Origin of the sequence: Bacillus coreaensis (assembly GCF_050586445.1) — a bacterium.
GTDB lineage: Bacteria > Bacillota > Bacilli > Bacillales > Cytobacillaceae > Robertmurraya_A > Robertmurraya_A coreaensis.
Genome location: NZ_JBOCCY010000002.1, coordinates 97,058 through 109,742, shown reverse-complemented (window position 1 = coordinate 109,742; position 12,685 = coordinate 97,058). Strand labels below are relative to the sequence as shown.

The window sequence follows — 12,685 nt, the reverse complement described above, 5'->3', positions numbered from 1 at the left end:
AAGTTTACCTTTCCCTAAATCAAACATGAAAAAACACACGGTGGAGAATCATAATGTGATGAAAATTATGAGAAAATAGTTTGTAGAGACGGGAAAGGAGAGTATAGGTAAAAAATGAAATTAGATATCATTGGTGACATTCATGGATGCTTCGAGGAATTCAAGCTGCTAACAAATAATTTAGGCTATGAGTGGTGCAACGATTTTCCCTTTCATACAGAACGCAAACTAGCTTTTGTTGGCGACATAACAGATCGTGGCCCACAATCCCTTAAAATGGTCGAGCTTGTCTATTCCATCGTTATGGATCAAAAAAGCGGGTATTACGTTCCGGGTAATCATTGTAACAAACTTTATCGTTTTTTTCTCGGTAGGAACATTCAAGTAACTCATGGTCTTGAAACAACTGTTGCAGAATACGAGGATTTAGCAAAAAAGGAAAAAAACGAAATCCGTGACAAATTCATTCGCCTTTATGAGTCAGCTCCTCTTTATCACGTGTTAGATAATAAAAAACTTGTCATCGCCCACGCTGGAATAAAAGAGGATTTAATCGGGAAACAAGGTGAAAGAGTAAAAACATTCGTTCTATACGGCGATATTACTGGAAAAACAAACCCCGATGGTACACCAGTTAGACGAGATTGGGCAAAATCATATCACGGAAATGCAACAATCGTCTACGGTCATACACCCGTAAGGGAGCCAAGTATTGTGAATAATACGTATAATATTGATACAGGCGCAGTGTTCGGAGGGAAACTAACTGCTCTTCGTTACCCAGAGATGGAACTTATATCTGTCCCTTCTTCCATGCCTTTTGTTCAGGAAAAATTCAGGCCATTTGAATAAAAAATAAGAAAGTTATTCAAAAAGCCTTGTCATTTCCTTTGGTAATGGAGAGGAAAACATCATTTCTTTTTGAAAAATGGGATGAAAAAAGGTTATTTCTCGACAATGTAATGCCTGCCGCTGTATAAGTTCTCGTAAACCGCCATATAAATCATCACCCAAAAGAGGATGTCCAATATGTTTCATATGCACTCTTATTTGATGAGTTCTACCTGTTTCAAGACGTAGCTGTATGTGAGTGAATAATGCAAAGTTACGTTTAACCATATAGTGGGTACAAGCATATTGGCCATCAACTGTAACTTCTCTTTCAATAATGCTATCCTTTTTTCTTCCAATCGGTGCGACAATCGTTCCTTTCATTGTTGGCAAAGCTCCGTGAACAAATGCTTCATAAGTCCGGTGAACTCCACCACTCTTTTGCTGTTTGCTAAACAAGTGGTGAATATGCCGGTGCTTTGCAATCAATAAAATGCCAGAAGTATCGCGATCAAGGCGTGTAACTATATGAGCCGTTGATTGAAGATTAATGGATTGATAGTAGCCAACTAACGCATTAGCAACACTGCCTGTAGGATGTTCCCTTGAAGGAATTGAATTCATCGCAGCTGGCTTATCAATTATTAATATATAGGGATCTTCGTATAGAATGGATAAGGGGATTTTCTCTTCGACTATCCCCTCACTATGTTTTTCAGGTGGATAATATACTTCAAGAAGATCTCCTGATTTTAACTCATACCTAACCGTCATTTCCGCTCCATTTACCAAAATACGACCACCATGGAATTTGATATCAGTTAGAGCTGTTTTTGAAATTTCTTTTTCTTTTAAATAATCTCGTATTAAAACCCCAGCGTGTGTTTCATTAATAACCCATTGAAGTTTAAATTGTGACATAAACGATCTCCTGCTTGTTAGTTATCCGCTACGAAAGAATCTCTTACTCTCTTCCAAAATGGGAATGGTCGGAAACGAGCAAAACGAATCTTTTCATCTGCAACACGAAACTGAATGGATTTAACATCTTTATGAAGAAGAGTTAAATGATCAATGGTTAATTGAAAATCTGGTCCATTTACCGGTTTTAGCATACATGTATGATGAGCCGGTAACACAAGTGGGGACCCGATTGTTCGAAACACTCGGTTATTGATCGATGCCATCTCAGCTAATTGTATCGCAGGTAATGATGGATGAAGAATCGCTCCACCTAACGCCTTATTATACGCGGTACTTCCAGATGGAGTGGACAAACAAAGTCCATCACCACGAAAACGTTCAAACTGCTGCCCGCGTATTTCAACATCCATCACTAATGTACCATCCACACTTTTGACAGTGGATTCATTTAACGCCAAATATCTCGTTTCTCTTCCACCATGTTGGTAACGAACGATGGCCTCTAACAATGGATACTCAATGACTTGATAGGGTGTTTTAGCAATTGCAATGACAAGCTTCTCAATTTCCTCAGGGATCCAATCGGCATAAAAACCTAGATGTCCCGTGTGAACACCAACAAAGGCGGTTCGATCTAAGCGGCTACTATAGCGATGGAACGCATAAAGTAGCGTTCCATCTCCACCAACTGAAATCACAATATCTGGTTGATCCTCATCGTATACAAGTTCAAAATCCTGCAAATAAGTTCTCATTTTATGCATGAGAGTATTAGATTTTGAGTCTCCTTTTGACGTAATCGCAAATTTCATGACCAAGTTCGCTCTCTTCTATAATTAATTATTTCCCTCTTGATGTAGCTCTTTTTTCCTTGAAAAGAAAGCTTGTGCATCCTGGATTTCCCCACGAATAAGGGACATTTCTTCATCAAGTCGAAAAGCAGCTTCTGCTGCTCTTTGTAGTCTTACTCTAATATCCTCAGGAAACTGCCCTCGATATTTATAATTTAGGGAATGCTCAATCGTTGCCCAAAAGTTCATTGCGAGTGTTCGAATTTGTATCTCAACTAGTATCTTTTTCTCCCCTTGAATCGTCTGAACAGGATATCGTACAACTACATGGTAAGACCGATATCCACTTGCTTTCTTATGAGAAATATAATCTCTTTCCTCAACAATTTCAAAATCATTTCGAAGTCGGAGAAGTTCCACAACCCTTTTAATGTCATCCACAAATTGACACATCATCCGAAGGCCTGCAATATCCTGCATTTCTGTCTCTAACTTATCCAGGGGAATCGATTTTTGATTGGCTTTATCTAAGATACTTGCGATTGGCTTTACTCTACCTGTAACAAATTCAATCGGTGAGTGAGAGGATTTCATTTCGAATTGCCGCCTCATCCCCTTGAGCTTTACCTTTAATTCTTCCACAGCTTGATTGTAGGGTGCCAAAAATTTTTCCCAGTGCTTCATAAAGTCACCTCATCCGGACCATTATTTTATATTGGTGGGTGATATTAGTTACAAAAACACTCTTCTACTTTTGTAACCATTTCCTCTCCATAGTTGCTATTACCTTTTATATTGTCAATTAAGTACAATAATTCTTCCTGTAGGTTTGGTAACACAATAGTTTCTTCACCATTAGAAAGCTTATATTCACAATTGTTTCCCAAACCTTCTTTTAAGATTGGCCATGTATTGAGAGTTAGCTCAATATACATAAAGCTATCATCTTTTTCAACAATGTATACAAAAGCCAATTCATTTGAATCAACAAGTACTTGACCTGTTGCACTTAGCTCTTTTATCGAATAATCATTGTTTACTACTAATATCACTTCATTTTTTTCATTTTTGATTGCTTTTTCCACATAAATTTTTTCTCTCATTTTTAATACCTCCACACTTCCCCTATTTTATCATAAGTGGCTGAATTATCCACTTCTCATGCAATCACATATTGAAATTGAAGACGTAACAACCGATAATTAAACATAGCACGAGTAGAGAGAGGAAGAACAATCTTGAGCCAACATATCGAAATTGAGTTTAAAAACATGCTCACAAAAGAGGAATACCTTCATTTGATAACCGAATTTTCGATAAATGAAACTATGATTGATACGCAATTTAACCATTATTTTGACACAGAGAAATTTCAACTAAAAGAATTAGGCAGTGCCTTGCGGATTCGTGAAAAGGAAGGGCGATTTGAGCTTACATTAAAACAACCCTTAGTGGTTGGCCTTCTTGAGACCAATCAGGAATTATCAAAGGACGAAGCCTTCGCTATGTTAAAAGGTGCCGCTCTTCCAAGCGGAATCGTAAGGGAACAATTAGAAAAAAACAATTTTCCTATCAATAAGCTTCAATATTTTGGTTCTTTAACGACGAAACGGTGTGAGTTACAATATAAAGGTGGTTTATTAGTTCTAGACCATAGTTTATATTTATTAAAAGAAGATTATGAGATAGAATATGAGGTCGAGGATCCAGTAGAGGGTGAATTGACTTTTAAGCAACTGCTCCAAACCTTTAAAATTCCCATTCGAGTGACTGAAAATAAAATTAAACGTTTTTACAATCAAAAATACTCACTTCATTGAGGTGTCATATGAATATAGATAAACTAAAAATTATGCTTCAACTACAGGCACTACAAAATTTCAATTCTTCAGCTAATTCATCATCAGGAAATATATTTCAAGACCTAATGAATGAGATGCTGTTAGAGGAAGGCAACTCTCTATCCCAGTTAAGTGGGCAAACGAGTGTTTCTACAACGGCCACCATCATAAATCAAACGCCTTCTTTACCACCTATCAATATGACGAAAATTTCTAGTACTGGAAGCTCAACAGAAATTGATTCAATCATTCAAGAGGCTGCAGTTAAATACAACTTACCAGTAAATTTAATTAAATCAGTTATAAAACAAGAGTCGAACTTTAACCCAAATGCAGTTAGTGGTGCAGGAGCTTCTGGTTTAATGCAACTTATGCCGGCTACTGCAAAAGGACTTGGAGTGACGAATGTATTCGATCCAAGAGACAATATTATGGGTGGCAGCAAATACCTACGACAAATGCTAGATAAATATAACGGCAATACAACCTTAGCTTTAGCAGCATACAATGCAGGACCTGGAAATGTGGACAAGTATGGAGGAATTCCTCCATTTAAAGAAACTCAAAATTATGTTAGAAAGGTTACGAGTCAACTGCTAGCATAAAAAAAAAACCGTCTGTTACCAAACAGACGGTTTTTTTATGCGTAATAGCCGATAGGAAATAACCTCCTAATGCACATTGTTTGTGATATAAACTCTTCACTGATAAAATAGTACTATCAATAAAACGAAAAAATGATATGTTTAAAGGAGTTTTTATTATGGTCGAAAACATGCTTACACCTTTTGATTTGATCGGTGAAGAAACATTGCATCGACTAGTTGATGCCTTTTATCATCGAGTTGGGCAACATCCAGATCTGACTCCCATATTTCCTAATGATTTAACGGAAACAGCGAGAAAACAAAAGCAGTTTTTGACACAATATCTAGGTGGACCTACTCTTTACACGAATGAGCATGGGCACCCGATGATGCGAGCTCGACATTTACCATTTGAAATAACGGAGACTAGAGCAAAGGCATGGCTCGGATGTATGCGCGAAGCTATGGATGAGGTTGGCCTTTCCGGCCCTATCCGAGATGATTTTTATGCGAGACTTGTGCTAACAGCTCAGCATATGATAAATACAGATGAAAATGAAGAGATGAAAGGTGAGAGAACGTGACGAATCGAGAAACATCGCAGGCGACTCCCTCCTACTATTGCCATGGAAATGAGAAGAAGCCGCTTGAAATTTATATGTTTATTGATCCACTATGTCCAGAATGCTGGGCACTTGAACCAATCATAAAGAAGCTACAAATAGAATATGGTCGTTTCTTTTCAATAAAATATATACTAAGCGGTCGCCTTGCATCATTAAATATGAGCAAAAAGCAAAAATATGAAAACATTGCTGACTTATGGGAAAAAACTGCAAGCCGAACAGGAATGTCTTGTGATGGAAGTCTTTGGTTTGACAATCCTATTTCGTCTCCACATTTAGCCTCTATAGCTATTAAAGCGGCAGAATTGCAAGGAAGAAAAGCCGGAATTCGCTTTTTAAGAAAACTACAGGAGGGTATTTTTCTAGAAAAACAAAACATCTCTAGCTTTAAGGTCTTAAAAGAAATGGCTAGGTCTACAGGGTTAGACGTGGATGAATTTGTTCTTGATATTCATTCTGAATCAGCTGGTAAAGCCTTTCAATGCGACTTAAAAATCACATGTGAAATGGAAGTAGACGAAATTCCAACCTTGGTTTTCTTTAATGAGAATATTGAAGAAGAAGGAATTAAGATTACCGGGTATTATCCGTATGAGGTATATGAGCAAATACTTGAAGAAATGTTGCCCATGAAGCCCGAGAAAAGTACCCCTCCTACTTTAGAGAGCTTTCTCAAATGCTTTAAGCTTGTGGCAACAAAGGAAATCTCGGTTGTTTATAATCTGTCTATAAATGAAGCCGAAAGAGAAATGAAAAAGCTTCAATTAAAACAAATTGTTGAACAAGTTCCAGCTAAATATGGTATGTTTTGGCGCTATATTCTATAGCGCTAATACCGTGTATAAAAAGAAAAGGCCATACAAACCTGTCTGTTTGTAAATGGCCTTTTCTCTATTTAAATACGAACAAAGGGGATGGGAGAAATTTTTCACGGTCAAACAAAGGGGTATATGTTTGCTTGTGATCAACTTCACATCAATAATATATCATGAATTAGATTATTCGACAATAACTGTGCTCGCTATTTCACAATATTGTCATAATCTATGAATGATTACTGGGACAAACGAATATATCTATAGAGAAGGAAAAGGAGTGATTATTTGTGGAACGAACCATCGGCTTATGGATGATCGTCATATTTATTATTATTTCTTTTATACTAAATCTTTTTGGATTATTAAATATTTTTCCTCTGATCATTACAGCACCCCTATTATTTCTTTCCTTATTGTCCCTCGTTCTCTATTTAAATGAACGTAAACGATTTAAGGGTTTATAAAAGTCCCTCCCGATTGGTCGGAAGGGACTTCATTTTTTATGATAATAATGCTTCCATTTCATTTAACTTTTCTTCAAATACCTTGCATGCTTCTTCAATTGGCTTAGAACTCGTCATATCAACTCCAGCCTTTTTTAATACTTCAATCGGATAATCTGAACTACCTGACTTTAAAAAGTCTAGATAACGCTCAACTGCAGGTTGACCTTCTGTTAAAATTTGTTTAGACAATGCTGTTGCAGCACTGTACCCCGTTGCGTATTGATACACATAGTAATTGTAATAGAAATGTGGAATTCGAGACCATTCTAAACCTATCTCTTCGTCAATTTCTATATCTTCCTCACCAAAGTACTTTTTATTCAGTTCATAGTACTCTTTTGTAAGAAGATCCGCTGTTAACGCTTCATTATCTTGTGCCTTTTTATGAATTAAATGCTCATATTCTGCGAACATCGTTTGGCGGAACACGGTACCTCTAAATCCTTCTAAAAAGTGGTTAAGTAAATACAGACGTTTCTGTTCATCATCAATCGTCTTTAATAAATAATCATTCAGTAGTGCTTCATTACATGTAGAGGCAACCTCTGCTACGAAAATAGAGTAACTGCCGTATGCATATGGCTGTTCTTTTCTAGTATAGTAGCTGTGTACCGAATGTCCAAACTCATGAGCAAGAGTAAACAAGTTATTAACATTATCTTGCCAGTTCATAAGGATATACGGATTGGTTCCGTACGAACCTGAGGAATAGGCGCCACTTCTTTTCCCTTTATTTTCTTGAATGTCTACCCACCGGTTGGTAAAACCTTCTTTTAATACATTAAGATAATCCTCACCAAGTGGTGCTAACCCTTTAATAATAAGTTCTTTCGCTTCATCATAAGGAATTTCCATCTTTACATCCTTTACAAGAGGTGTGTAAAGATCATAAATATGAATTTTATCTAGTTTCAATACCTTTTTCCGAAGTTTCACATAGCGGTGAAGTAAATGTAAGTTTTTATTGACCGTATTCACTAAGTTTTCATACACAGTTTCTGGAATATTATCAGCCGCTAGAGCTGCATGTCTTGCTGAACTATATTTGCGTACTCTTGCATTAAAGTTGTCTTTTTTCACTTGACCACTTAATGTACTAGCAAATGTATTTTTAAATTTTCCATACGTATCATAAACCGCTTGAAAAGCATCCTTTCTTACTCTTTGGTCCGCACTTTCAAGGAAACGAATATAGCGGCCATGAGTTACGTCCACTTCATTTCCATTTTCATCTTTAATACTTGGAAACTGAATATCCGCATTGTTCAACATACCAAAAGTATTACTCGAAGCACTCATCACTTCTGATGCTTCTGCAAGAAGGGCCTCCTGTTCTGCGGATAATACATGTGGCCTTTGCAGATTTATTTCATCTAAAGAATGCTCATATAGCTTTAATTCTTCTTTTTCATTAAGAAATTGCTTTACTTTATCTTCATCGATAGACAATATTTCTGGAACAATATAGGCAAGTGTGCTTGCTGCCTGTGTGTAAAGATTTTTAATGCGGTCATCTAAGCCTTGATAAAAGGAATTGGTCGTATCCTGATCATATCGCATATGGGCATATGTATACAGCTTACCAATCCTCTCTAGCAACTGGTCCTGCGCTTGTAAAGCCTGAAATAGAGAATCCGCACTTTCTCCAAGCTTTCCTTGATAGCTTGACATAGAAGGAATTAACTGCTTAACTTCTTGAAATTCGCTTTCCCATTGTTGATCTGTTTGGAAAATATCCTCTAGTTTCCACGTGTCTTCCAATGGTATTTCACTTCTAGTGGGAAGTTTCTTTACTGCCGTCTCATTTGCCATGTTTATTCCTCCAATCTACTCACTTCTATTTTTGGTATTCGCCACCAATTGTTAAATTCCTGCTTCTATCTAGGAAAATTCACTACATCCTAGTGTATGTTAACATCGGTGAGTTCATTAATACCAAACAATCTTTTCATTAGTAAGATTGTTATAAAATTGCTCTTCAAAATTACTAGCTTCGTTAATAGTATTCGGAAAAGACAAAGAATTCTCATACCTGTATACATTAGGATTGATTTCTTTAAGGACTTGGCTCTTTGTTAGTAGAAATAAATACTCTCTAATTACAGCCAATAGTTGATCCATACTTGACTTTAAATGGTTTCTAACTTTAATATGGTTCCGATTTATTCGCTGAATTAATCGTTTATACACAATCTCTTTTGTAAGGATGATCCCTACCTTTTTCGAAAATAGATTATCTAATAAAACATACAACTGCCAAATGATTGGGGAGGTTTCGAGCAATAGATTGTCTTTTAGTGGTACACCAACATACGGCGGGAGGAGATAGAGGTGAAGTTGATTCCTGTACAGCTCCTGAAGGAAAAGATTGTGTGTCTTAAAACGAATAATATTATCTTTTACATGCTGAATTCCTTTTCGCCAATTAGAAACATAAAAGGTGTTTTGAACCATTGGATTTAACCATTGAGGTAAGTGGAGTTGAGATTGAGGAATTACATCGTAGTCACATTGCATCGTATGTGGAGAAAGCGGGTGCAAATTCGTTATCGATATAAAGCTCTTAAGACTAGGACAATATGATGGTAAATACCACTCTCCTGTATTATTTTTCTTAATGAACAAGGATTGAAATTTTGGTAAATAAATTAGGTTGGTTTGTTTCCTATGAACTCTATTTGCACCTAGTATCCATAATGGTGTCAAACCACTCGATAAATATCCATTTGTCCGCTTTTCAAATATCTCCTCTGATATCGGCGAACATTGATATTCAACACAGTATGTGTTTCCAAGGTACGTAAACATAAGATCTGGTCTTTGCATAATATTAGGTAGAAATACTTCTAATTCAACTTCTGAACATTCTTTTTCAAGCCATTCAAATAGCTGCATCTTTGCTTGCATATGATAAGCTGATTCTCGATCGTATTCAATACATAGAGGCGACAATTGAACATGAGCAAAGTGACTGATTCGCTGAACACCAAACTTAACAATGACTTTTCCCTTACATAGAGGACAAAAATAATGATTTTCCCTAAGTTGATTTATTCCCTCCTTTTTTATCAAATCAACAATATAAACGGTCTCTCCCAACTGATTTTTAGCCGTTAACAATGAATCATCTCCTTTCTGCTTAATTAATTCTCTTTTTTACTCGTTAATTCCTCCATAAAAAATCTCCTAGCAGAACCCGCTAGGAGATTTTTTATAAAAGTGGAGATAATAGCCTCGATGTAGATTCTAACAACTTTAAACCAAAATGACGCTTTGTAAATTGAGATAGATTGATTTGCCTAGAAAAAGTAATATCAGTTTCATATTCATGGACTAACATTTCAACACTTCTTGTTCCATATAAAAAGGCATTTACTTCAAAGTTTAGATGAAAGCTCCTCATATCCATATTTGATGTACCTATCGAAGCAATCTTCTTATCGATAATTAATATTTTACTATGCATAAATCCCTTTTCGTATTCGTATACTTTGACTCCAGCCTCCAAAAGCTCTGGAAAATAGGAACGGGAAGCATGAAAAACAATTCGTTTATCCGGTTTATAAGGTACTAGAATTCGTACATCAATGCCACTCAGTGCAGCTACTTTTATTGCTGAAAAAATATCTTCATCTGGAATGAAATAGGGAGAAGCAATCCAAACGGATTCCTTTGCGGACGTAATCATAGCAAAAAAAATCGTCTTAATCACACTATGTTCATTATCTGGACCACCAGCAATTAACTGAACGCCACCATGAATATTTTCCTCAAGAACAGGTGAAAGGTATTCAGAATTAAGAAAGCTTTGGTTCGTCATATAGTACCAATCTTGAAGAAAAATTAACTGTAACGTTCTTACAGCTTCTCCTTTTACAAGTAAATGTGTATCTCTCCAAAAACCAAAGGAATCATTACGACCTAAATATTCATCACCAATATTTAATCCACCAACAAACCCAATATGACCGTCTATAACAATGATTTTTCGATGGTTTCTAAAGTTAAACTTACTATTCAAGAAAGGGAAACGGACCGGACCAAATGGAACGACCTCCACACCAGCTTCTCTAAGCTCGTCTATGTATACACTCGGCAGCTTCCACGATCCTACAGCATCGTAAAGAAAACGAACTTTCACACCTTCTCTCACCTTATGTATCAAGAGTTTTTTTATTTGTTGACCAATTTCATCGTGTCGAACGATATAATATTCCAAATGAATGTGATGCATAGCCTTTTTAAGCTCTTCTAATATTTCATAAAAAGTGGATTCACCATTCGATAACACCTTAGTGGATGTGGCAAATGATATCGGACTATGGCCTATACGGTGGGCCAAATGGAATAACCTTTGTTGATCTTCCCCCAATACTTTAATCTTTTCTTCACTAATAGGATCTCTTCCACGTTCGAATTTTAAGTAATTTTGTTGGTCCAGGAAAAATTTACGACGAAACATTCTTTCCTTTCTATGGTTCCTACCAAAAAGTAAATAAAAAAAGAAACCTACTAATGGGAAACTACCTAGGACTATTAACCATGTTAAAGTCTGAGTAGGATGTCTATTTTCTAAAAATATCACTGCTCCAATAAACATAACTGATAATGTAGTCAGAATACTGATATATCGGAATAATCCTTCATACACTTTTCCTTGGAGAATAAAATAAAGAATAGCTAAAACAGCAATAAATAATAGAATTCTTACAAAATTTTTCATAGCTACCCCCTCTAAAACATTGCCTTACAATTCCCTCAAAAGTAAGAGGATAAACTCTAACTCTTTGTCCAAAAAGTAAAAAACCGATTTCATATATTGAAATCGGATAATTATTTAAAGTGCCTTCTTATTTCAGAGAAAACATTCTGAGACATAATTAGTTTTCCATACTCTTCTACACGATGAATGGTGACCGCTGTTTCATGTCCATACTCTAATAATAAACTTAAGCTATTATCAATATCCTCTTCATCATACTCCTCTTCAGGAAAGTCAACATATAAATAATATTTGCCTTCGAACGAATATAATTTGGTGGATAAATCATCTAAAATATTACGATTTGAGAGTGATATTAAGTCTTCAAAATCTTTAAAAGCAATTAGGAACTCTAGTGTATCTTCGTATGAATCATCATCTTCGTCGTCTGTTTTTGTATTAAAATGCTGATCAAGCAATTCCTCAATTCTTTCATCTACAGGAATATCCTTCAGCCTTTCATCTGTAATAGGCAGCTCAAACTTCTGTCCATCTTTTGATATTTGTGCTTTTGTTACAAGAACTTCAAGACCTTTGTCGAGAGCTTGGACCTGGATCCAAAGAGGGCCTTCAATCATAAATTCTTCCTCTTGATGAACCTCATCCATCATTTCCCAAAAAAGCTCTTCACTTTTTTCACGATTATACCAGATTTCATCACGGTCAAATCCTCTTTCCTCGATGTCTCCGTATGAAATATAAAACTTGACTGTATTATCATTAATACGTTCGATTTCCAACATTAACCTCTCCCTTCTTGCATTTTTGGAAGGGACTTACCCTCATGCAGAAAAACGATCTAGTCTTTAGTATTTTCTAAGGCAAGTGCTAAACGTATTGTTGCCTCGTATTTATATTTTATGACAAAAATACAATAAAGGGAAATAAAATGTTACACATTTCTAAAAACCAACTAACACCCATATTTGATACTTTCTTACTACATAATTATCAATTACTACTTTTTTTAAACCAATATAGATAAAAAACCTTCGATTC

At 35.9% G+C, this 12,685-nt stretch carries 14 protein-coding genes; 6 read left to right on the top strand and 8 right to left on the bottom strand.

Annotation, left to right across the window (positions count from 1 at the left end):
* Positions 1–114: 114 nt before the first annotated feature.
* Positions 115–852 carry a bis(5'-nucleosyl)-tetraphosphatase PrpE gene (gene prpE / locus ACQ5H4_RS03700; RefSeq protein ID WP_430773659.1) on the top strand — a complete coding sequence of 246 codons (738 nt, stop codon included), beginning with the start codon at positions 115–117 and terminating at the stop codon, positions 850–852.
* A gap of 12 nt (positions 853–864) precedes the next feature.
* Here prpE and ACQ5H4_RS03695 read toward each other — a convergent pair whose 3' ends face one another.
* Genes ACQ5H4_RS03695 through ACQ5H4_RS03680 form a run of 4 tightly spaced genes read right to left on the bottom strand, consistent with a single transcriptional unit; the run spans position 865 to position 3,649 of the window.
* Positions 865–1,752 carry an RluA family pseudouridine synthase gene (locus tag ACQ5H4_RS03695; RefSeq protein ID WP_430773658.1) on the bottom strand — a complete coding sequence of 296 codons (888 nt, stop codon included), beginning with the start codon at positions 1,750–1,752 and terminating at the stop codon, positions 865–867.
* A gap of 17 nt (positions 1,753–1,769) precedes the next feature.
* Positions 1,770–2,567: an NAD kinase gene (locus ACQ5H4_RS03690; RefSeq protein WP_430774048.1), complete on the bottom strand. Its 798-nt coding sequence runs from the start codon at positions 2,565–2,567 to the stop codon at positions 1,770–1,772.
* A gap of 24 nt (positions 2,568–2,591) precedes the next feature.
* Positions 2,592–3,230, bottom strand: a complete 639-nt coding sequence (gene yjbM, locus ACQ5H4_RS03685) for a GTP diphosphokinase (protein ID WP_066054880.1) — start codon at positions 3,228–3,230, stop codon at positions 2,592–2,594.
* A gap of 44 nt (positions 3,231–3,274) precedes the next feature.
* Positions 3,275–3,649: a UPF0738 family protein gene (locus ACQ5H4_RS03680; protein WP_430773655.1), complete on the bottom strand. Its 375-nt coding sequence runs from the start codon at positions 3,647–3,649 to the stop codon at positions 3,275–3,277.
* Positions 3,650–3,784: 135 nt separating this feature from the next.
* Between ACQ5H4_RS03680 and ACQ5H4_RS03675 the strand changes: the two genes are divergently transcribed.
* From ACQ5H4_RS03675 to ACQ5H4_RS03655, 5 genes are all read left to right on the top strand, one after another.
* Entirely contained in the window at positions 3,785–4,366 is a 582-nt protein-coding gene (locus ACQ5H4_RS03675) for a CYTH domain-containing protein (RefSeq protein WP_430773654.1), read from the top strand.
* An 8-nt stretch (positions 4,367–4,374) separates the two neighbouring features.
* A complete protein-coding gene (locus tag ACQ5H4_RS03670; protein WP_430773653.1) occupies positions 4,375–4,992 on the top strand; it encodes a lytic transglycosylase domain-containing protein in 618 nt (205 codons plus the stop codon).
* A gap of 158 nt (positions 4,993–5,150) precedes the next feature.
* Positions 5,151–5,558, top strand: coding sequence for a globin domain-containing protein (locus ACQ5H4_RS03665; RefSeq protein WP_430773652.1), 408 nt, complete (start codon positions 5,151–5,153; stop codon positions 5,556–5,558).
* The gene (locus ACQ5H4_RS03660) at positions 5,555–6,427 is read left to right on the top strand and encodes a ClpXP adapter SpxH family protein (RefSeq protein ID WP_430773651.1); all 873 of its coding nucleotides are present in this window, start codon (positions 5,555–5,557) and stop codon (positions 6,425–6,427) included. Before ACQ5H4_RS03665 ends, ACQ5H4_RS03660 begins: the two co-directional genes overlap by 4 nt.
* 278 nt (positions 6,428–6,705) lie before the next feature.
* Positions 6,706–6,882, top strand: coding sequence for a hypothetical protein (locus tag ACQ5H4_RS03655; RefSeq protein ID WP_430773650.1), 177 nt, complete (start codon positions 6,706–6,708; stop codon positions 6,880–6,882).
* 36 nt (positions 6,883–6,918) lie between these two features.
* Here ACQ5H4_RS03655 and pepF read toward each other — a convergent pair whose 3' ends face one another.
* The 4 genes from pepF to mecA form a co-directional block, all read right to left on the bottom strand.
* Positions 6,919–8,736 (bottom strand): oligoendopeptidase F, encoded by a 1,818-nt coding sequence (gene pepF, locus ACQ5H4_RS03650; RefSeq protein ID WP_430773649.1) that lies wholly within the window; start codon positions 8,734–8,736, stop codon positions 6,919–6,921.
* Positions 8,737–8,853: 117 nt separating this feature from the next.
* Positions 8,854–10,044 (bottom strand): competence protein CoiA, encoded by a 1,191-nt coding sequence (locus tag ACQ5H4_RS03645; protein ID WP_430773648.1) that lies wholly within the window; start codon positions 10,042–10,044, stop codon positions 8,854–8,856.
* A gap of 91 nt (positions 10,045–10,135) precedes the next feature.
* Positions 10,136–11,647, bottom strand: coding sequence for a cardiolipin synthase (cls, locus tag ACQ5H4_RS03640; protein ID WP_430773647.1), 1,512 nt, complete (start codon positions 11,645–11,647; stop codon positions 10,136–10,138).
* A 110-nt stretch (positions 11,648–11,757) separates the two neighbouring features.
* Positions 11,758–12,426 (bottom strand): adaptor protein MecA, encoded by a 669-nt coding sequence (mecA, locus tag ACQ5H4_RS03635; RefSeq protein WP_430773646.1) that lies wholly within the window; start codon positions 12,424–12,426, stop codon positions 11,758–11,760.
* Positions 12,427–12,685: the final 259 nt, after the last annotated feature.